Here is a 20,665-nt window from a genome sequence, read left to right on the forward strand (position 1 = left end):
GCCTGCGGTGGAGCGTCGTGGCTCAGGTGTCGCCGTCGTGCGCGGTGCGGCGCTGCACGAGGACGGCGGCGACGATGATCGCGCCCTTGGCGATCTGCTGGACGTCGCTCTGCAGGTTGTTGAGAGCGAAGATGTTGGTGATCGTGGTGAAGACGAGGACGCCGAGGACGGAGCCGACGATGGTGCCGCGGCCCCCGCTCAGCAGGGTCCCGCCGATGATGGCGGCGGCGATGGCGTCGAGCTCGTACAGGTTGCCGTTGGTGTTCTGTCCCGAGCCGGACAGGACGATCAGCAGGAAGGCCGCGATGCCGCAGCACAGGCCGGAGAGCAGATAGAGGTGGAGGCGCTGGCGGCGGACGTCGATGCCGGCGAGCCGGGCGGCCTCCGCGTTGCCGCCGACGGCGACGGTGCGGCGGCCGAAGGTGGTGCGGTTGAGGAGGAGCCAGCCGGCGACGGTGACCGCGGCGAAGACCAGCACGAGCGGCGGGACGCCGAAGACGTACGCGTCGGGGACGCCGAGGTCGAGCACGGACTGCACGGTGACGATCTGGGTGCGGCCGTCGGTGATCTGCAGGGCCAGGCCGCGGGCCGAGGCGAGCATGGCCAGGGTCGCGATGAACGGCACGACCCGGCCGTACGCGACGAGCAGCCCGTTGACGAGACCGCAGCCCAGCCCGACGACCACGGCGGAGAAGAGGATCCCCGCGAAGCCGTACTCCTGGGTGGCCACGGTGGTCGCCCAGACGGAGGCGAGGGCGACGATCGCACCGACGGAGAGGTCGATGCCGCCGCTGGTGATGACGAAGGTCATGCCGACGGTGACGACGCCGATGACGGAGGCCTGGGTGAGGACCAGTTGCAGGTTGGAGGCGGCCAGGAACTCCGCCGGCCGGGTGAGACCGCCGACCGCGATCAGCGCGGCGAGCACACCGAGCAGCGACAGGTTGCGCACGTCGGGTCCGAAGCCGAGTGCGCGCGGGCCGCGCTCCTGCGCGGGGGACTTGGCGGTGGACAGTGTCATGCGGCGGGGCTCCCTTCCATCACGAGGTCGAGTACGCGGTGTTCGTCGAGGTCGCGGGCGGGCGCGGTGTGCACGACGCGGCCCTCCCTGAGCACGAGGACGCGGTCGGCGAGTCCGAGCACTTCGGGGACCTCGCTGGAGACGAGGAGGACCGCGAGCCCCTCGTCGGCGAGGCGGCGGACCACGGCGTACAGCTCGGCACGGGCGCCCACGTCCACGCCGCGGGTCGGCTCGTCGAGCAGCAGGACCCGGCAGCCGCGGAGCAGCCAGCGGGCGAGGACGGCCTTCTGCTGGTTGCCGCCGGACAGGGTGCGGACCCTGACCTCGGGTCGGTCGGGGCGCAGGGACAGTGCGCGGGTGGCCGCCCGGGCCGCGGTGTGTTCGGCGCGGCGGTCGATCCAGCCGGCCCGGGAGAAGCGGGTGAGGGAGGAGACGGAGACGTTGCGGGTGACGGATTCCCGCATGAGCAGGCCCTGGGTCTTGCGTTCCTCGGGTGCGAGGCCCAGCCCTGCGCGGACGGCGGCGCGGACGCTGCCGGGACGCAGCGGGCGCCCGTCGACGAGGACGCGCCCCGCGGTGGGCCGTCGGGCTCCGTAGATCGTCTCCAGGACCTCGGAGCGCCCGGAGCCGACGAGCCCGGCGAGCCCGACGATCTCACCGGGCCGCACCTCCAGGTCGAGCGGCGCGAACTCGCCTTCGCGGGAAAGTCCTTGGACCTGGAGGACGGGATCGGCGCGGGGCGTCTCCACGGGCCGCTCGGGGAACAGGTAGGGCACGTCCCGGCCGGTCATGAGGGCGACGATCTCGCGTGTGGGGGTCTCGGCGGCGGGCAGTCCGCCGGCGACGGCCCGGCCGTCCTTGAGGACGGTGACCCGGTCGCCGATCGTCCGGATCTCCTCCAGGCGGTGGGAGATGTAGACGACGGCGACCCCGTCGGCGGTGAGCGACTCGACGATACGGAACAGGTTGGCGACCTCGTCCGGGTCGAGCGCGGCGGACGGCTCGTCCATCACGATGAGGCGGACGTCGTGGGAGAGCGCGCGAGCCATGGAGACGATCTGCCGCTGGGCGGCGGAGAGTTCGCCGACGAACCGGTCGGGGGCGATCTCGGGGTGGCCGAGCCGGGCGAGCAGCGCGGAGGCGTTCGCGCGGGCGGTGCGGGTGCGGACGACGAAGCCGGCGGTGGTCGGCTCGTGCCCGAGGTGGACGTTCTCGGCGACCGAGAGGCCTCCGACGAGGTCGAGTTCCTGGTAGATGGTGGCGATGCCGAGCCGCACGGCGGCGCTCGGGGAGCGCAGGCGGACGGGTTCGCCGCGCCAGGTGATCCGTCCGCCGTCGGGCTGGTGGGCACCGGCGAGGACCTTGATGAGGGTGGACTTGCCGGCGCCGTTCTGGCCGAGGAGGCAGTGCACCTCGCCGGGGCGGACGTCCAGGTCGACGCCGTCGAGGGCGCGGACGCCGGGGAAGGACTTGGTGATGCCGGACATGGTGAGCAGGGCTGGCTGTTCTGGGGGCATGGCGGGGATCCCCTCGGCGGGTGCGGTGTGCGCCTGGGCGATTGGGTGCGGGGGGCACGGGGGTACGGGGGTACGGGGGCACGGGGGTGCCCAGGGTGAGGGCGACGGGTGCGGGCCGGTGGGGTTTCATGCCCGCCCGTTCCGCCCTGCGGAACGGGCGCCCACGAAACCCGAGGAACGGCGAGGACCCGCTTACGCGGGAGAGAAGACGTGGTCGCTGATGAGGCGGGCCGCGCCGATGACGCCGGCGGTGTGGCCCAACTCTCCGAGGACGATGGGGAGGTTGCCGGTGGCCAGCGGGAGGGACTGGCGGTAGACCTGGGTGCGGACACTGGCGAGGAGATGGTGACCGAGGCCGGTGACACCGCCGCCGATCACCACCAGACCGGGGTTGAAGAAGCTGACGAGTCCGGCGATGACCTGCCCGACCCGGTTGCCTCCCTCGCGGACGAGGGCGAGCGAGGTGGCGTCGCCGGCGGCCGCGGCCGCCGCGACGTCGACGGCGGTGAGCCGGCCGGCCTCGGCGAGGCGGGCGGCGAGCTCGTCCGAGCGGCCGCCGCGGGCGGCCTCCTCGCCGTCGCGCGCCAGAGCGGCACCGCTGAAGTGGGCTTCCAGACAGCCCGTGTTGCCGCAGGCGCAGGGGCGCCCGTCCGGGTCGACCTGGATGTGTCCGATGTCGCCGGCGCTGCCCGTCGTGCCGCGGTGGACGTTTCCGCCGACGACGATGCCGCAGCCGATGCCGGTGCCGATCTTGACGCAGAGGAAGTCGCCCACGGAGCGTGCGACGCCCGCGTGCTGCTCCCCCATGGCCATGAGGTTCACGTCGTTGTCGACCATGACCGGGCAGCCGAGCTCCTGGCTGAGCGCCTCCCGTACGGGGAAGCCGTCCCAGCCGGGCATGATCGGCGGGGCGACCGGGACGCCCTCGGGAAAGCGGACGGGTCCGGGGACGCCGATGCCGGCACCGTCGAAGCCTTCGGCGAGGCCGGAGGCGCGCAGCTTCGCCGCCATCGCCAGGGCCTGTTCGAAGATCGCGACGGGGCCCTCGCGGACGTCCATCGGGTGATTGAGGTGCCCGAGCACCTCCAACTCGGCGTTGGTGACGGCGACATCGATGGACGTGGCGCCGATGTCGATGCCGAGGAAACGGAGTTCGGGCGCGAGCCGGAGGTTGTGCGAGCGACGTCCGCCGCGCGAGGCGGCGAGGCCGTCCGCGACGACGAGGCCGGTGTCGAGCAGCCGGTCGACCTCGACAGCGAGCCTGGAACGCGAGAGGTCGATCTGATCGCCCAGCTGCGCACGGGAGTTGGGTCCTCCGTCGCGCAGCAGCCGGAGGAGTCGCGCCTGGTGGGCGTTGGCAGGTCGTGCCGTCATGCGTCTCACGCGCCCCTCCCCTGATGGTCTTCGCGGATGCTCCGCGCCGGGCTTTCGAGGGGAACGTAGCAGCGGCGTCCCGGGCTGGGAAGAAGTTGCACAGGAATAAGCCCCTACTTTTTCCCGACCCAGGACAAAGGAAGGTCGCGGTGCGGGAAAGGGCCTCAGCGCACCCTCAGCGCACCCTCAGCGCACCTCGGTCAGGCGCGCGGAGACGACCACGTTGCCCGCGTAACCGCCGTCCTTCGCGTACGGACCGCCGCAGGTGATGAGCCGGAGTTCCGGGCTGCCGGTGGAGCCGTAGACCCGCTTCGCGGGAAAGCCCTCCTTCGGGACGACCTCGACGCCGTACACGGTGAAGACGGCCGTGCGGCCGTCGGTGCGCGTGATCTCGATCCGCCCGCCCGGGGCGAGCGCGCCGAGGTCGTAGAAGACGGCCCGGCCCTCAGGGGTGTCGACATGACCGACGACGACCGCCGTGCCGCGCTCCCCCGGGGTGACGGCACCGGTGAACCAGCCGGCGAGATTGCGGTCGTCCGGCGGCGGGGCCTCGATCCAGCCCTCGGCGTCCAGGCCCACCCGGACCACCGGCGCGTCGATCCGGACGCCCGGCACGCGCACCCGGACCGGCGGCGATGCCGACAGGGGCGCGGCAGCCACGGCCAGGGACCGGCCGCCCGGCGCCGCGGCGGCCAACGGCTGCGGAGGGCCTTCGGCCGGCCACTCCCCCGCACCGCCGCGTACGAGGTGCACGCCCACCAGGAGGACGACGGCGACGACGCCCCAGGCGCCGCGCCGGTTCGGCCCGTTCGACCCCTGCACGTCCGTCCCGCCCTCTCTGGCTCGTACGCCTCAGGTGTGGCGCCCCTCCGTCCCGGTCCTCGTCACGCCGGGGCGGAGGGGCCGTTTCAGGACCCGGAGGTCGCGCGGCGGCGCATCAGGACCACGGCGGCGCCGAGCGCGCCGACGATCAGCACGCCGCCGGTGACCATCTCGGTGGTGCCGACGCCGTCGGAGCCGCTGCTGCCGAAGCCGGCCTTCACGCCCTTGTGGACGCCGGTCGAACCGGTGGAGGCGCCGTCGTGGTGGCCCTCCCCGGCGACGGTGAGCTTGGCGGTGCCGCGCTCGCCCTTGCAGTCGAAGGTGACCTCGTACTGGGCGCCGATCTTGGCCTCGAAGTCGATGGTGGCGGTGCCCTGGTGGCCCTCGCTCAGGGTGACGGTCTCGAAGATCCCCGACGTGACGGTGACGGTGGGGACCTCGCATCCGTCGGACTTGAGCGTGACGGTGCCGCCGGGGACGACGGTCTCCGGCGTGACGGAGAACCCGAACGACGTGATGTCGTGCCCGGTCCCCTCCTTCGGGAAGCCGTCGTCCTCCGCGGACGCCGGGGGCGCCGCGATCGCGAGCGGGGCGACGGCGAGCAGGGCTGCGGCGGCGGCACGTATCGCACGCATGGTGGTCCTCCCGATCACGCGAGGGCGGACTGCGGAGGGTTCCGCAGAGGGGCCGGAAGAAGACCCTCGCCGCGATCGAAGCTAGGCGGGCCCCAGGGCCCCCGCCACCGGGCTCCGCCGAACGGGGCAATTCCCGGCCGCCCGGCACCGGGTTCCGCCGAACGGGGCAATTCCCGGCCGCCCGGCACCGGGCTTCGCCGAACGGGGCATGCCGGGTCGCCCGGCGACGGAGGGGCCCCGCCGCCCCTGGGGCCTTCCGGCGCAGCGGGCGGGGTGGCGGGCGTCAAGGCGCAGGGAGCCTGGGCCCGGCAGGGGCTGACGTCCCGTGTGCCCACCCGTCCCGCCCTGCGGGACGATTGCCCACACGGGGTGCGGCGGGCACGCCCGCGCGGAGGACCCGGCGGGGCGGGGCGGAACCCCCGGCTCGGGCAGGAGATTACGGCCGGGCGTGGGGACCACGGCCGGGCGGGAAGACCACTGTCGAGTCAGTTGTCGGGGTGGGGGGTGAGGGTGTGCCAGCCCTGGGTGACCTGGTCATGGAGCGAGCGCGCGTCGGGGACGGTGTTCCCCGGTCCTTCGGTGAGCAGCGCGAGCAGCGCCGTGCCGTCCGCGGGGCGGTCCTCGGGACGCGGGCTCAACGCACGCCGTACGACCGCGGCCAGAGCCGGGGCGACCGTCTCCACCGCCGCGAGCGCCGCCGGTTCGGGACCGGTCTCCGTGATCCTGCGGTAGGCGGCGCCGAAGCCCGTCGCCGCGAAAGGGCTGTCGCCGTGCACGGCGCACACCACGCAGCAGGCCCACGCCCAGATGTCGGCGGCGGGCCCCACCGGCCCGTCCTCGAACTGTTCGGGCGCCATGTACGTGAGCGTGCCCGGACCGCCGCCGACCGCGGTGAGCCGTGTCCTGTCCACGATCGTCGCGATGCCGAAGTCGAGCAGACGGGGGCCCGCGCTGGTCAGCATGATGTTGCCGGGCTTGAGGTCGCGGTGGACCAGGCCGAGCCGGTGGACGGCGGCGAGCGCCGCCGCCAGGGCGAGGGCGAGCGCGCGCAGCGCCTCCGCGCCGCTGAAGGGGCCGAGTTCGCCGAGGTGCGCGTCGAGCGGGCGCCCGTCGAGCAGTTCCATGGCCAGGTACGGGCGCCCGGCGTCCACGCCGGTGTCGAGCACGCGGGCCGTGTACGCACCGGACACCATGGACAGCACTTCGGCCTCGCGCTCGAAGCGGCCGAGGAGCTCCGGATTGCCGAGCAGTTCGGGGTTGATCGTCTTCAGCGCGACCTGGGTCGCGGAGCCGTCCCGCCGCGCGAGGTACACCGTGCCCATGCCGCCGGAGCCGATCCTGCCGAGGAGCCGGTACGTGCCGATGCTTCGCGGCTCGTGCGGATACAGCTCCTGGACGGCGAGGGCCGCGTCGGCCGGTGCGGGCAGCTGCCCGGCGGCGGGCCGCGCCGCCGGTACGGCGGGGGCGGGGGCGGAGGAGGGGACTGGGGCGGAGGAGGGGGCGGCCGCGATGGTCGGGGCGGCGCTGCCCGCGGCTGAGGCCGGACCCCCGGCACTCATCCCGGCCGACGGCTGCAAGGACGCCTCGACCGACGGCGACGGCGACGGCGGCGACGGCGGCGACGGCGACGGCGACGAGGGTGCCACCACCCCCGTGTCCTCCGTCACGAGCGGCTGATGCCGGCGGGCGACCGCCAGCGCGACGGCCTGGCACACCAGCGCCACGGCGGTGGCCCCGATAGGAAGCACGATCACCAGCAGGGCCATGTACACGAGGAGCCCCGCGGCGACCCGGACACGGGTGCGCGACGAGGACCACACTCCCTCGGGCAGGCCGGTGGTCAGCAGGCTCCGCTGGGTCAGGACCCGCAGGAAGCCGCACAGCACCGCGAAGACGATGGCCGTGACGGCCACGTCCTGCGACAGATAGGCGTGCGTGTCCGCGATCTCCCCGACCATGCTGCCGAGGTCGAGCGGGTTCTCCGGCCACTGCGCCATCGACAGCTGCTCGAAGTCGACCGGCTCGTCGAAGTTGGCGAGGAAGGCCGTCAGGCCGACGGCGAGCACCAGGGCCAGCGCCCGTTCGAGGAACGGCGCCGTCCAGTCGTCTCCGGAGGGCGCGCCGCCCGCGAAGGCCCCGGCCTCCCGCTGCCGGTACGCGCGCTGGGCGCGCAGGAGAAGCGGCAGCGTCGCCAGGCGCACCACGAGGGCGGCGGCGAACAGGAGGAACCAGGCCTTGCCGAGTGTGGACGACGCCGCCTCCGCTGCCTCGACCATGTGTCCCCCGTTCGATGGCTCAACGACCGCCTGGAGTATAGGAGATGGGCGCTACGGCAGCCGGACGACCTGACCCGCGTAGGAGAGGTTGCCGCCGAAGCCGAAGAGCAGGACCGGGGCGCCGGAGGGGAGTTCGCCGCGCTCGACGAGCTTGGACAGGGCGAGCGGGACGGAGGCGGCGGAGGTGTTGCCGGAGTCGACGACGTCGCGGGCGACGACCGCGTTGACCGCGCCGATCTTCGCGGCGAGCGGTTCGACGATGCGCAGGTTGGCCTGGTGGAGGACGACGCCGGCCAGGTCCTCGGGGGCGATGCCCGAGCGCGCGCAGGCCTGGCGGGCGAGCGAGGGCAGCTGCTGGGTGGCCCAGCGGTAGACCGCCTGGCCCTCCTGGGCGAAGCGCGGCGGGGTGCCCTCGATGCGGACGGCGTGCCCCATCTCGGGGACGGAGCCCCACAGGACGGGGCCGATGGCACCGGTGTCGGTGTCCGTCGCCTCGACGACGGCCGCGCCGGCGCCGTCACCGACGAGCACGCAGGTGGTGCGGTCGGTCCAGTCCGTCACATCGGTCATCTTGTCGGCGCCGATGACCAGCGCGCGGCGGGCGGCCCCGGCCCGTACCGCGTGGTCGGCGGTGGCGAGGGCGTGGGTGAAGCCCGCGCAGACCACGTTGAGGTCCATCGTGGCGGGCGAGCCCATGCCGAGGCGGGCGGCGACGCGCGCGGCGGTGTTGGGCGAGCGGTCGATCGCGGTGGAGGTGGCGACGAGCACCAGGTCGATGTCGCCGGGGCCGAGGCCGGCCGCGGCGAGTGCCTTGCCGCCGGCGTGCGCGGCGAGTTCGTCGACCGGCTCCTCGGGGCCGGCGACGTGCCGGGTGCGGATGCCGACCCGGCTGGTGATCCACTCGTCGCTGGTCTCGACGAGGGCGGCCAGGTCGTCGTTGGTGAGCACCTTGGCGGGCTGGTAGTGCCCGAGCGCGGCGATTCGAGTGCCCGTCATGCCCGGGACCCCCTAGGTCGTTCGATCGGTGGTTCGTTCGTGCGGTTCGTGCGTCTGGTTCGTTCCTGCGGCAGGACCACCCAGTCTTGCCAGCGACTGATGGGTAACAGGTGACGTAAACCACCAAGATTCACCCGAAGTGCCTGTCCGACCGTGACAAGAGGAGAATGGCCCGGTCAGGCCGTACGCGGCTTCCCGCACGGACAGAATCGAGTGCAGCCTCATGGGACGGGTCACCGAGCGACGGCGCGTGCTGCGCATCCGGGGCGGGGCGGTGAACGAGCGGCCGGACACCCTGGTGGCCGAGGAGCCGCTGGAGATCCGGCTGAACGGCCGGCCGATCGCCATCACGATGCGCACCCCGGGCGACGACTTCGCGCTGGCCGCGGGGTTCCTGGTGAGCGAGGGGGTCCTGGCGGCCGCCTCGGACGTACGGAACATCGTGTACTGCGCGGGCGCCAAGGACGACGGCTCCAACACGTACAACGTGGTGGACGTGCAGCTGGCGCCCGGCGTGGTCGTTCCCGACATCACGCTGGAGCGGAACGTCTACACGACCTCGTCGTGCGGTCTGTGCGGCAAGGCGAGCCTGGACGCGGTACGGACCACGGCGCGCTTCCCGATCGCCGACGCTCCCCCGGTGCGGCTGACGCCCGAGCTCCTCGCGGCGCTGCCCGACCGGCTGCGGGCCGCGCAGCGGGTCTTCGACCGGACCGGCGGCCTGCACGCGGCGGCGTTGTTCTCGGAGGACGGCGAGCTGCTGGACGTACGGGAAGACGTGGGCCGGCACAACGCCGTGGACAAGCTCGTGGGGCGGGCGCTGCGCGAGGGCCTGCTTCCGCTGCGGCGGGCGGTGCTGCTGGTGTCGGGGCGGGCCTCGTTCGAGCTGGCTCAGAAGGCGGTGATGGCGGGGGTACCGGTGCTGGCCGCGGTGTCGGCACCGTCCTCGCTGGCCGTTGACCTGGCGGCGGAGTCGGGCTTGACCCTCGTCGGCTTCCTGCGCGGGCAGGACATGAACGTGTACGCGGGCGAGCACCGGATCGCCCTGGAGCCGGCGACCCGCTAGGCCTGCCCGGCAGGGCCTGGGGGAAAGGGAAGAGCGCCAGGGCCTGGAGAAGAAGGGGAAGCGGGGGCCGACGAGGAAGGCGGGGGACGCCGGCGGCGCCCGGCAGGGCGCGCCGTGCCGGGCTTTTCGGCCCCCGCCCTGGTCCGCCGGCCCCGGTCCGGCCCTAGGTTCGGGGCGGGTCGATCATCTGGAGTGCGAGGGTCGCCGGGGGCGCCGCGATGCCGGGACCGCCGGCCTCGGTCCAGGCCAGGACCTCGTCGAGGCAGTCGTCGTCCGCGCTCCAGCCGATCCAGGCGGCCCGGCCACCGCGTCGCCTTCCCTCCGTGGACGGCTGGACCACCAGCACGTTGGCCTGGGCGCAGGGTCCGAGGCAGTCGCTGGTACGGACGATCAACCGGCCGCCGGAGGCCGCGGCGGCCGCCCGGAGCCGGGCCAGCTGCCCGTCGTGGTCCATGCCGGGGTTCTTGCGGGCGTCGCCGCAGCAGCAGCCGCGGCACACGACGAGGGAGCAGGGGCGGGCCCCGTACCGTATCGGCACCCGGGTCACGCGGCCGGGTCCAGGGTGATGGCGTCGACCTGGGCGACGGTGCCGAGGCGCGGGAAGTCCAGCTGGACGGAGGCGCGGTGCTCGTCGGCGGTGAGGGCGGTCATGGCGTCCTCGGCGAAGACGAGGTCGTAGCCGAGGTCGCCCGCGGCGCGGGCGGTGGACTCGACGCCCAGGTTGGTGGCGATGCCGCCGAAGACGAGGGTGGCGACGCCGTGCTTCTGCAGGAGCTCATGGAGGCCGGTGCCCTGGAATCCGCCGATGCTCCGCTTGACGACCACGTCGTCGCCGTCGTGGACGAGCGCCGCGACGAGTTCGCTGCCGGGCGGCTGGGTGTCGACGCCCGGGCGTTCGACGCGGATGTGGACGACGGGTGCGCCGGCGGCCCGGAATGCGTCGGCGAGGCGGCCGGCCGCGGCGAGGGCTTCGGTGCCGGGGCGGGGGGCGAGGGGCAGCGCGACGATGCGCTCCATCAGGTCGACGAGGACGAGCGCGGTGCGGCCGGGATCGAGTGCGGGCATGGGAGCACCGTATCGGCCCCGATGATCAACGAGGTGCGACCAGGGATGTGATCCCGCCAACGGGCGCCCGGCCCGGCGGGGGGCGGCCCAGGGGACGAAGCTCGGGGGCGACCCCGGTACCGAGCTCGGGGGGCGACCCCGTACCGAGCTCGGGGGGCGACCCCGGTACCGAGCGTCCGAGCCGGCGCGGGAGAGTCGACAGGACCGAGTTCGGGACCGGCCGCGGGACCGAACGCGGGAGCTTTGACGGGACCGAGCTCAAGACCGGCCAGGCCACGGGACCGAGCTCGGGAGCGTACGCGCGACCAAGCTCGGGACCGGCCGCGGGACCAGGTTCGCGAGCGTTCGCGCGACCAGGCTGCTCGGGACCGGCCGCGCGGCCGGTCTCCCGACCTGCCTAGGGGGCTGCCTCGGGAGCGCCGGCCTCGGCCGCGAGCACCCCACCGGCGGCCACCCCACCGGCGAGCGCCCCGCCCCCAGGCCGCCCGTCCACGACCACCCCGCCCACGACCGCCCCGCCCCCAGGCCGCCCGTCCACGACCGCCCCGCCCCCAGGCCGCGCGTCCACGACCACCCCGCCCACGGCCACCCCATCCGCGGCCGCTCCACCCCCGACCGCCGCGCCCGCGGGCTCCGGGTCGCGGGCGCGGCGTCGGGCGATGACGGCGCAGACCATGAGCTGCATCTGGTGGAAGAGCATCAGCGGCAGCACGGCGAGCGAGGCGTGCGCGCCGAACAGGACACTCGCCATCGGCAGACCGGCGGCGAGGCTCTTCTTGGAGCCGGCGAACTGGATCGCGATCCGGTCCCCCCGGCGGAAGCCGAGCCGCTCGGCCCCGTACCAGGTCAGTGCGAGCATCACCGCCAGCAGCACCGCCTCCACGGCGAGCAGCAGGCCGAGCCGGGCCGGGGTCACGAGGTGCCAGACGCCCCGGTTCATGCCCTCGCTGAAAGCCGTGTAGACCACGAGCAGGATCGAGCCCCGGTCCACGTGGCCCAGCACCTTCTTGTGCCGGACGAGGAATCCCCCGACCCATCGGCGCAGGAGCTGCCCCGCCAGGAACGGCACGAGCAGCTGCAGCACGATCTTGAGCACCGAGTCGGCGGAGAGGCCGCCCGCGCGGCTCCCGAGCAGGAACGCGGCGAGCAGCGGGGTGATCACGATGCCGGCGAGCGAGGAGAAGGAGCCGGCGCAGATGGCGGCGGGCACGTTTCCGCGGGCGATCGAGGTGAAGGCGATCGAGGACTGGATCGTCGACGGCACCAGGCACAGGAAGAGGAAGCCGCTGTAGAGGTCGGGGGTGAGGACGGTCGGCACGAGGCCCCGCGCGGCCAGGCCGAGCAGCGGGAAGATCACGAAGGTGCAGGCGAGCACGGTGCCGTGGAGCCGCCAGTGCTTCAGGCCGTCCAGCGCCTCGCGGGTGGAGAGGCGGGCCCCGTAGAGGAAGAAGAGCAGGGCCACCGCCCCGGTCGAGGCGCCGCTGGCGACCGTCGCCGCCGCCCCCGTGGCGGGCAGCAGCGCGGCGAGACCGACCGTGCCGAGCAACGCCAGGATGTACGGGTCGATCGGCAGCCAGGACGGCAGCAGGGGCCTGTGGGGCCCACGGGGCGTGCGGGAACTCATGCGTCCATCCTGGTGGATGGCCCCCCGATCGGGAATCCCGCACAGCGCACTGACTGTCATCACGAATCGCGATAACGTCGGGGAGGTGAGCGCCAGCGTGTACGAGCCGACCCAGCTGCGGACCTTCCTCGCGGTCGCGCAGACCCTGAGTTTCACGCAGGCCGCGCGGCGGCTCGGTCTGCGCCAGTCCACGGTGAGCCAGCACGTGCGGCGTCTGGAGGAGGCGACCGGCCGGCCGCTCTTCGTCCGGGACACGCACGGCGTGGAGCTGACCGAGGACGGTGAGGCGATGCTCGGTTTCGCCCGGACGATCCTGGAGGCGCACGAGCGGGCGGCGGCCTTCTTCACCGGCACGCGGCTGCGCGGCCGGCTGCGCTTCGGCGCGTCGGAGGACTTCGTGACGACCCGGCTGCCGGAGATCCTGGAGGCCTTCCGGCGGGAGCACCCGGAGGTCGACCTGGAGCTCACGGTCGAGCTGTCCGGCACGCTCCAGGCGCGCCTGGAGGCGGGTCGGCTCGATCTGATCCTGGCCAAGCGGCGCGGCGGCGAGGACGGGGACGGCGGCGGCGAGCTGGTGTGGCAGGACGTGCTGGTGTGGATCGGTTCGCCGCGGCTGCGGCTCGATCCGGACCGCGCGGTGCCGCTGATCGTCTTCCCTCCGCCGGGCATCACCCAGGCCCGCGCCCTGGAGGCGCTGCAGGCGCAGGGGCGCCCGTGGCGGATCGCGTGCACGAGTTCGAGCCTGAGCGCGAACGTGGCGGCGGCCCGGGCGGGGCTCGGCGTGATGGCGCACACCCGCGGTCTGGTGCCGCCCGGCCTCGTCGAGCTTCCCGCCCGGGCCGGGCTCCCGGAGCTGGGCGCGGTCGACTTCGTGCTGCGCAAGGGGCGTCGGCGCGGGGCGACCCAGGACGCGGCGGACGCCCTGGCCACGGCGATCCTGGCGGGCGGCGACAGGCTCCACCGGCCACGCTGAGCACCGGACGGGCGCCCGCCGGCCGCCGGCGAGGCGCGTCCGCCCGACCGGTGGGCGCCCGGTCCGCCGCCTGGCGGGTGGCCGCGGTGATCGCTCCGTACAGATTCGGTGGAGATTCCGCCCACCAGGGATTACCGGGGGTCACCCAACCGGCCTCGCGAACCACTCACTTGCCCGGTTTCCCTTCGCTGACCTGTGGAGACGTCCAATGTCGCGGCTTGGTGAAGCCCCTCCCGTCGCGTCGCGGCGTGGGGTAGGTTCACCGGCGCCGTACGGATGGCGACATCGAGCGGGCGAGGGAGCAGATCAGTGCGCGAGTTCACCGTGCCGCCCGTCGAGGCGGCGCCTCAGGTCGGCGGTCTGGCGGACGCCGTGTTCGATCATGCCGACCGGGATCCGTTCCGGGTCGCGCTGGGCCGCAAGGACGCCGAGGGGCTGTGGCGGGACGTGACCGCCGCCCAGTTCCGGGACGAGGTCATGGCGCTCGCGAAGGGCCTGATCGCGGAGGGTGTGCGGTTCGGCGACCGGGTCGCGATCATGGCGCGGACCCGGTACGAGTGGACGCTCTTCGACTTCGCGCTGTGGGCGCTGGGCGCGCAGTCGGTGCCGGTCTATCCGACGTCCTCCGCCGAGCAGGTCCTGTGGATGCTGCACGACGCCGAGGTGACGGCCTGCGTGGTGGAGCACGAGGACCACGCGATGACGATCGGCTCGGTGATCGACCGGCTGCCGCGGCTGCAGCGCCTGTGGCAGCTCGACGCGGGCGCGGTCGGCGAGCTGATGGCGGCCGGCGCGGACATCGACGAGGACGTGGTGCAGCGGCACCGCAAGGCGGTGACGCCGGAGTCGGTGGCGACGGTGATCTACACGTCGGGCACGACGGGCCGCCCCAAGGGCTGCGTGATCACCCACTCCAACTTCATGTTCGAGACGGACATGCTGATCGGCCGCTGGGAGCCGGTCTTCCACTCCCGGCCCGGCGACGAGGCCTCCACGCTGCTGTTCCTGCCGCTCGCGCACGTCTTCGGGCGGATGGTGCAGGTGGCGGCGGTCCGGGGCGCGGTGAAGCTGGGCCACCAGCCGGTGCTCGCGGCGTCCGAGCTGCTGCCGGACCTGCAGGCCTTCCGGCCGAGCTTCGTGCTGGCCGTGCCGTACATCTTCGAGAAGGTCTTCAACGCCGCCCGGCGCCGGGCGGAGTCGGAGGGGAGGCGGGGTCCGTTCGACAAGGCCGTGGACGTGGCCGTGCGCTACGCGGAGGCGTTGGAGCACAAGGCCTTCGGCATCGGGCCGGGCCCTTCCGCGGGGCTGCGGATGCAGCACCAGTTCTTCGAGAAGACCGTGTACGGGAAGGTCCGCGAGGCGCTCGGGGGCCGGGTGCGGCACGCGATGTCCGGCGGTTCGGGCATGGACCGGCAGCTCGGGCTCTTCTTCGAGGGCGCGGGCGTGACGATCTTCGAGGGGTACGGCCTGACGGAGTCGTCCGCGGCGGCGACGGCGAACCCGCCGGAGCGCACCAAGTACGGCACGGTGGGCCAGCCGGTGCCGGGGACGACGGTGCACATCGCGGAGGACGGGGAGGTGTGGCTGCACGGCGGCCAGGTCTTCTCCGGGTACCTCAACAATCCACAGGCCACGGGTGCCGTGTTGAACGACGGCTGGCTGGCGACCGGGGACCTGGGAGCGCTCGACGAGGACGGCTATCTGACGATCACCGGGCGGAAGAAGGAGATCCTGGTGACCTCGGGCGGCAAGAGCGTCTCGCCGGCCGGCCTGGAGGAGCGGGTGCGGGCGCATCCACTGGTGGCGCAGTGCATCGTGGTCGGCAACGACCGCCCGTACGTGGCGGCGCTGGTGACGCTCGACCAGGAGGCCGTGGAGCACTGGCTCGCGATGCAGAACCGGCCGCCGCTGCCGCCGGCCGAGCTGGTGCGCGATCCGGACCTGGAGACGGAGATCCGGCGGGCCGTCGTGTCGGCCAACGTGCGGGTCTCGCAGGCGGAGTCGATCCGGACCTTCCGGATCCTGGCGCATCCGTTCAGCGAGGAGCACGGGCTCCTGACCCCGTCCCTGAAGCTGAAGCGGAAGGCGATCGAGCAGACGTACGCGGCCGAGGTCGAGGCGCTGTACCGCTGAGCCGGCACCTCCACCAGATATCTGACGCATCATCAATTGACGTTGCATCAGTTATTGACGGTTCATCAGGTCGCTCACAGAATGCGGTCACCCGACGGAGGGATGACCGACCGTGCCCAGAACGCTCCGCACCCTCGCCGCCGCGGCAGCGGCCCTGTTCCTCGTCACAGCCTGCAACTCCGCTTCCACCGGCGGCACTTCGCCCGCACCGGGAGCCTCCGGCGGCACCGTACGCGGAGTGACCGCCGACACGATCAAGGTCGGCGGAATCGTCTCCATGACGAGCGCCAGCGGCTACTCGAAGAAGGACACCGACCTCGGCGCCAAGGCGCGCTACGACCGGGCCAACGCCGAAGGCGGCGTCAACGGACGCCGGATCGAGTACCTGGGCGCCCAGGACGACGGACAGGACCCGGCGCGCAATCTCGCCGCGGCCCGCAAACTCGTCCAGCAGGACCGGGTCTTCGCCGTCGCGCCCATGAGCTCGGTGACCTTCGCGGGCGCCGACTTCCTCGACGCCCAGGCGGTTCCCACGGTCGGCTGGGGCACCCTCCCCTCTTTCTGCGGCCCCAAGCACCTCTACGGCTTCAACGGCTGCCTCGTCCCCACCCCCGGCGGCACGCTCAACCAGACCTGGCCCGAGGGCCTCGCCACGATCCTCGGCGGTGCCAAGGGCCGCTCGGTCGCGCTGATCGCGGGCGACAACGACGCAGGCAAGTTCGGCATCCGGACCTTCACCCAGGGCTTCAGGGCCGCCGGCTTCGAACTCGCCTACGCCAAGGCCGCCGTGCCCGCCGGCTCACTGCCGAACGACTGGTCCGCCTACACCAAGGAGATCCTGCGCTCCGGCCCCGGTGGCAAGGCTCCCGACGCCGTCGTGTCCGTGATGCAGACCCCGTACAACATCGGCCTGTTCACGGCCCTCAAGCGGGCCGGCTACCGGGGCGTGCTCTCCGACCCCACCGACTACGACCCGGGACTCCTCGCCAGGGACGCCACCCGGCAGGCACTCGACGGGGTCGTGGTGCTCCTGCAGTTCCAGCCCTTCGAGGCCGACAGCCCGGCGATGCGGCAGTTCAAGGCGGACATCAGGAAGGCGGCCGGCAAGGACGTCCCCCTCAACATGCACATGATGACCGGCTACATGAGTGCCGACCTCTTCCTCTCGCTCGCCGCCAAGGCGGGCAAGGACCTCACCGTCGAGTCCTTCCAGAAGGCGGCGAACGGCTTCTCCGACACCGGCACCCTCGTCGGCGACCGGGCCGAGCCCAAGGGCCAGAAGGAGAGCTTCGGCTGCGGCGCGCTCGTCCGGCTGACCGGCGGGCGCTACGAGGTGGCCGTGCCCTTCCGCTGCCACCCGCCGATCCCCTTCCGGTAGGGGGCGCGGATCCGTGGGCGACCTGCTGGCCTTCGTGCTGAGCGGTCTGGTCTCGGGCGCGCTGTACGCGCTGCTCGCCACCGGGCTCGTACTGTCCTCCGCCGCTTCCGGGCTGTTCAACTTCGCGCACGGCGCGACCGCGTACCTGTGCGCGCTCGCCTTCCACGAGCTCCGTTCCGGCTTCGGCTGGCCCGCCGTCCCCACCGCCGTGCTGCTCGTCCTGGTCGTGGCGCCCGGGCTCGGCTGGGGGCTCGACCGGCTGATGTTCCGCAAGCTGGCCAAGGTCGGCGAGACCGCGCAGATCACGGCCACGATCGGCCTGCTCGTCGCGCTGCCGGCCGCCGGCCTGTGGGCGGTGGAACTCCTGGAGCGGGCCGGGGCGCCGGTCGTGCCCGCCGAGAACCAGTTCGGCCTGCCGGGGGTGGGGCCGAGCCCGGCGGTCTCCTGGCGCCCGTTCGAGGCGCTCGGGATCGACGGCGTCGGCGTGGACTCCGACCAGCTGATCACCTGGCTGGTCACGGCGGCGGTCGCCGTCGGACTGTGGGTGCTGCTCCGGCACACCCGGCTCGGGCTGCGGCTGAGGGCCGCCGTCGACAACCGCTCGCTCGCCGAACTGCGGGGCGTGGACGCCGACCGGCTCTCGTCCGTCGCGTGGATGCTCTCCTCGGCGCTCGCCGGTCTCGCCGGCGTCCTCGCCACCCCGCTCCTCGGCCTCTCCGCCCACGACTACACGCTGTTCCTCTTCGTCTCGGCGACGGCCGCGGTCCTCGGCCGCTTCGCCTCCGTGCCGCTGGCCTTCGCGGGCGGGCTCGGGCTCGGGGTCGTACAGAACCTCGTCGCCGGCTACGCGAGCTTCGCCGAGGACGTCACCGGCTTCCGCACCGCCGTGCCCTTCCTCATCCTCTTCGCCGGACTCGTGCTGCTCGCCCGACGGGAGCGCGTCGCGGGTACGGCGGCCGTCGATCCCCCGCCCGACGACCGGCTCGCCGCGCTCGGCCCGGCCCGCCGCTGGGGACCGTGGGTGGCGGCGGCGGCGCTGCTCGCCCTCGCCTTCTCCACGGTGACGACCCCGTTCTGGAGCGGCATCCTCGCGCAGGGCCTGGCGATCGGCCTGGTCTTCCTGTCCTTCTCCGTCGTCACCGGCCTGGGCGCGATGGTCTCGCTCGCCCAGGCGACCTTCGTGACCGGCGCGGCACTCGTCGCCGGGCTCCTGATGAGCCGCGGCTGGCCCTTCTTCGCGGCGACGCTCGCCGGTACGGCCGTGGCGGCGCTGCTCGGCGCGGTGGTGGCGCTGCCCGCGCTGCGGCTCGGCGGGCGCTCGCTCGCCCTGGCGACCCTCGCGCTCGCCTTCCTCGCCGACCAGGTCCTCTTCCAGTTCGGATGGCTGCGCAACGGGGACACCGGTTGGGAGATCCCCCGCCCCGTCCTCGGACCGCTCGACCTGTCCGACGACCGGGCCATGGGCGTGGCCCTCGTCCTGCTGTGCACGGCGGGCGTGGCGGCGCTGAGCCGGCTGCGGGGCTCGCGCCGGGGACGCGCGATGCTGGCGGTCCGCTCGGCCCCGGCCGCGGCGGCGGCCTCGGGCGTCTCGGTGGTGCGGACGAAGCTCCTGGTCTTCACGGTGTCGGCGGGCGTGGCGGGGTTCGGCGGCGTGCTGTACGCCTCGTACAACACGCGTGTGACGGCGACGGACTTTCCCGCGATGGCGGGCCTGGTGTGGCTGGCCGTGGTCGTCGCGGCGGGCGTCCGCCGCCCCCAGTACGCGGTCGTCGCCGGCCTCGTCTTCGCGGTCGCCCCCCACCTCCTCGCCTCGTACGTCACCGACTCCGCCCATCTCCCGGTGGTCCTCTTCGGTCTCGCGGGTCTGGCCCTGGCCAACGATCCGGACGGCTACGTGGCGGCGATCCCCGCTCGCTGGGCGGCCCGCCGGGGCGGCCGTGCGGGCGCTGTCGGTCGGGGCACGGCCGGCCGAGGTGGCGCCGGTCCCAGTGGGGCAGGTCCGAGTGGCGCTGGTCCTGGCCCGGCCGGGCCAGGCGCGGCCGGGCCAGGTGTCGGGCCCGATGGGGTCGGTCCCGACGGGGTCGGGCCCGACGAGGTCGGTGGCGGCGCCCGCGGCGCCGATTCCCTCGGCCGGGCCGCCATGACCGGCGTCCCCTCGCCCCGCGCCGAAAGCGCCCCCGCCACGGACGGCCCGGGCGCGGGTCCCGGCCGTGCGGGAGCGGGCACGGCCGCCGGGGTGGGCCGCGCCGCGCTGGAGCTCGCCGGGGTGCGGGCCGGGTACGGGGCCGGCGCGGACGTGCTGCACGGTGTGGACCTCGGCGTGCGGGCCGGGGAGATCGTCGCCGTGCTCGGGGCCAACGGGGCCGGGAAGTCCACGCTCTGCCGGGTGGCCGGTGGGCTGTTGCGGGCCCGGGGCGGCGACGTCCGGGTCGGCGGGACGGAGGCCCGGGCGGACTCCGCTGTGGAGCGGGCGCGGCGCGGGGTGCGGTTGGCGCCCGAGGGGCGAGGGATCTTCGCCGGGTTGTCCATCGAGGAGAACCTGGCGCTGCAGCTGGCCGACGCGGCCGACCGGGAGGCGGTCCTCACCCGCTTCCCCGCGCTCGCCGCGCGGCGGGGCGTCGCCGCGGGCTCGCTGTCGGGGGGCGAGCAGCAGTTGCTCGCGCTCGCGCCGCTGCTGCAGCGGCCGCCGGACGTGCTGATCGCCGACGAGCCGTCGCTCGGGCTCGCGCCCCGGGTGGTCGACGAGGTGTTCGCGGTCCTGGGCGAGCTGCGGGCGCGGGGGACGGCACTGCTGCTGGTGGAGGAGAAGGCGGCCGAGGCGCTGGGGCTCGCGGACACCGTCGCGTATCTGGCCGAGGGGCGGATCGTGTGGTGCGGTCCGCGGGCCGAGGCGGACGCCGAGCGGCTCGCCGACGCCTATCTCGGGATGGGAGTGCGTTCATGACGGCGCTGCTGGAGGCGACGGGCGTGGAGGTGCGCTTCGGCGGGGTGCGCGCGCTCGACGACGTGGCGGTCGCGGTCCGCGGCGGCGAGGTCTGCGGGCTCATCGGGCCCAACGGGGCCGGGAAGACGACGCTGTTCGACGTGCTGTCAGGGATCCGGCGGCCGGACCACGGGCGGGTGTTGCTGGACGGGACCGACATCACGCGCCGTTCCCCGGTCTGGCGGGCCCGGCACGGGGTGCGCCGGACCTTCCAGCGGCAGCAGCTGTTCGGGCAGCTGACCGTCGAGGACAATCTCGTCGTCGCGCAGGAGTGGCGCCGCGGCCCCGTCGCCGCGCGCCGCGCGCGGGCCGCCGAGGTGCTGCGCGTGTGCGGACTCGACGCGCTCGCGGGGACGTACGCGGGCGTGCTGCCGGTCGGGCAGGCCCGGATGGCGGAGCTGGCCCGGGCGCTCGCCGATCCGCCGCGGCTGCTGCTGCTCGACGAACCCGCGTCCGGCATGTCGGCCGAGGAGCGGGGCCGGCTGGCGGCCGTGGTGCGGCGCCTGGCGGAGGAGGAGGGGTGCGCGGTGCTCCTCGTCGAGCACCACGTCTCCTTCGTGATGGAGCTGTGCGCCCGCGTGGTCGTCCTCGACCTGGGGCGGGTGCTCGCCGAGGGCCCGGCGGAGGACGTGCGGGCGGACCCGCGGGTGCGGGCCGCCTATCTGGGCACGGCCGGGACTTCCTCGGGCCCGGCGGAATGCGATCCGGCCGGTGATCGTTGACGCTGGCTGGAGAGAACCGACGACGTTAGGAACGACCCCTCGTGAGCACGGACAACAAGGTCCCCTTCCTCACCCTGAAC

At 74.0% G+C, this 20,665-nt stretch carries 16 protein-coding genes; 6 read left to right on the plus strand and 10 right to left on the minus strand.

Annotation, left to right across the window (positions count from 1 at the left end; all coding sequences use genetic code 11):
* Positions 1 to 22: 22 nt before the first annotated feature.
* From AB0M16_RS21070 to AB0M16_RS21100, 7 genes are all read right to left on the minus strand, one after another.
* The gene (locus AB0M16_RS21070) at positions 23 to 1,021 is read right to left on the minus strand and encodes an ABC transporter permease (RefSeq protein WP_365344997.1); all 999 of its coding nucleotides are present in this window, start codon (positions 1,019 to 1,021) and stop codon (positions 23 to 25) included.
* Positions 1,018 to 2,538: a sugar ABC transporter ATP-binding protein gene (locus tag AB0M16_RS21075; RefSeq protein WP_365344999.1), complete on the minus strand. Its 1,521-nt coding sequence runs from the start codon at positions 2,536 to 2,538 to the stop codon at positions 1,018 to 1,020. The genes AB0M16_RS21070 and AB0M16_RS21075 overlap by 4 nt, the downstream gene beginning before the upstream one ends.
* A gap of 192 nt (positions 2,539 to 2,730) precedes the next feature.
* Positions 2,731 to 3,912: an ROK family transcriptional regulator gene (locus tag AB0M16_RS21080; protein WP_365345001.1), complete on the minus strand. Its 1,182-nt coding sequence runs from the start codon at positions 3,910 to 3,912 to the stop codon at positions 2,731 to 2,733.
* 186 nt (positions 3,913 to 4,098) lie between these two features.
* Positions 4,099 to 4,734 (minus strand): class F sortase, encoded by a 636-nt coding sequence (locus tag AB0M16_RS21085; RefSeq protein WP_365345003.1) that lies wholly within the window; start codon positions 4,732 to 4,734, stop codon positions 4,099 to 4,101.
* 86 nt (positions 4,735 to 4,820) lie between these two features.
* On the minus strand, positions 4,821 to 5,369 hold the full coding sequence (locus AB0M16_RS21090; RefSeq protein ID WP_365345005.1) for a hypothetical protein: 549 nt from the start codon (positions 5,367 to 5,369) through the stop codon (positions 4,821 to 4,823).
* A gap of 485 nt (positions 5,370 to 5,854) precedes the next feature.
* Positions 5,855 to 7,645, minus strand: a complete 1,791-nt coding sequence (locus AB0M16_RS21095) for a serine/threonine-protein kinase (RefSeq protein ID WP_365345007.1) — start codon at positions 7,643 to 7,645, stop codon at positions 5,855 to 5,857.
* Between the two features lie 51 nt (positions 7,646 to 7,696).
* Positions 7,697 to 8,641 carry a beta-ketoacyl-ACP synthase III gene (locus tag AB0M16_RS21100; protein ID WP_365345009.1) on the minus strand — a complete coding sequence of 315 codons (945 nt, stop codon included), beginning with the start codon at positions 8,639 to 8,641 and terminating at the stop codon, positions 7,697 to 7,699.
* A gap of 223 nt (positions 8,642 to 8,864) precedes the next feature.
* Here AB0M16_RS21100 and fdhD point away from each other — a divergent pair, with 223 nt between their 5' ends.
* Positions 8,865 to 9,707, plus strand: coding sequence for a formate dehydrogenase accessory sulfurtransferase FdhD (fdhD, locus tag AB0M16_RS21105; protein ID WP_365345011.1), 843 nt, complete (start codon positions 8,865 to 8,867; stop codon positions 9,705 to 9,707).
* Positions 9,708 to 9,870: 163 nt separating this feature from the next.
* Here the strand turns inward: fdhD and AB0M16_RS21110 are convergent, their stop codons facing one another.
* From AB0M16_RS21110 to AB0M16_RS21120, 3 genes are all read right to left on the minus strand, one after another.
* Complete coding sequence (locus tag AB0M16_RS21110; RefSeq protein ID WP_365345013.1) at positions 9,871 to 10,254, minus strand: (2Fe-2S) ferredoxin domain-containing protein; 384 nt, start codon at positions 10,252 to 10,254, stop codon at positions 9,871 to 9,873.
* Complete coding sequence (locus tag AB0M16_RS21115; protein ID WP_365345015.1) at positions 10,251 to 10,772, minus strand: isochorismatase family protein; 522 nt, start codon at positions 10,770 to 10,772, stop codon at positions 10,251 to 10,253. Before AB0M16_RS21115 ends, AB0M16_RS21110 begins: the two co-directional genes overlap by 4 nt.
* Positions 10,773 to 11,169: 397 nt before the next feature.
* Positions 11,170 to 12,396, minus strand: a complete 1,227-nt coding sequence (locus AB0M16_RS21120) for a bile acid:sodium symporter family protein (RefSeq protein WP_365345017.1) — start codon at positions 12,394 to 12,396, stop codon at positions 11,170 to 11,172.
* 97 nt (positions 12,397 to 12,493) lie between these two features.
* Here AB0M16_RS21120 and AB0M16_RS21125 point away from each other — a divergent pair, with 97 nt between their 5' ends.
* The 5 genes from AB0M16_RS21125 (at position 12,494) to AB0M16_RS21145 (ending at position 20,585) form a co-directional block, all read left to right on the plus strand.
* On the plus strand, positions 12,494 to 13,369 hold the full coding sequence (locus tag AB0M16_RS21125) for a LysR substrate-binding domain-containing protein (protein WP_365345154.1): 876 nt from the start codon (positions 12,494 to 12,496) through the stop codon (positions 13,367 to 13,369).
* A gap of 276 nt (positions 13,370 to 13,645) precedes the next feature.
* Entirely contained in the window at positions 13,646 to 15,502 is a 1,857-nt protein-coding gene (locus AB0M16_RS21130; RefSeq protein ID WP_365345019.1) for an AMP-dependent synthetase/ligase, read from the plus strand.
* Positions 15,503 to 15,614: 112 nt separating this feature from the next.
* Positions 15,615 to 16,880 carry an ABC transporter substrate-binding protein gene (locus tag AB0M16_RS21135; protein WP_365345021.1) on the plus strand — a complete coding sequence of 422 codons (1,266 nt, stop codon included), beginning with the start codon at positions 15,615 to 15,617 and terminating at the stop codon, positions 16,878 to 16,880.
* Between the two features lie 13 nt (positions 16,881 to 16,893).
* Positions 16,894 to 19,824 (plus strand): ATP-binding cassette domain-containing protein, encoded by a 2,931-nt coding sequence (locus AB0M16_RS21140; protein WP_365345023.1) that lies wholly within the window; start codon positions 16,894 to 16,896, stop codon positions 19,822 to 19,824.
* On the plus strand, positions 19,821 to 20,585 hold the full coding sequence (locus AB0M16_RS21145) for an ABC transporter ATP-binding protein (protein ID WP_365345025.1): 765 nt from the start codon (positions 19,821 to 19,823) through the stop codon (positions 20,583 to 20,585). Before AB0M16_RS21140 ends, AB0M16_RS21145 begins: the two co-directional genes overlap by 4 nt.
* The last annotated feature ends 80 nt before the right edge of the window (positions 20,586 to 20,665 follow it).

The organism is Streptomyces sp. NPDC051921 (assembly GCF_040680975.1).
Lineage (GTDB): Bacteria > Actinomycetota > Actinomycetes > Streptomycetales > Streptomycetaceae > Streptomyces.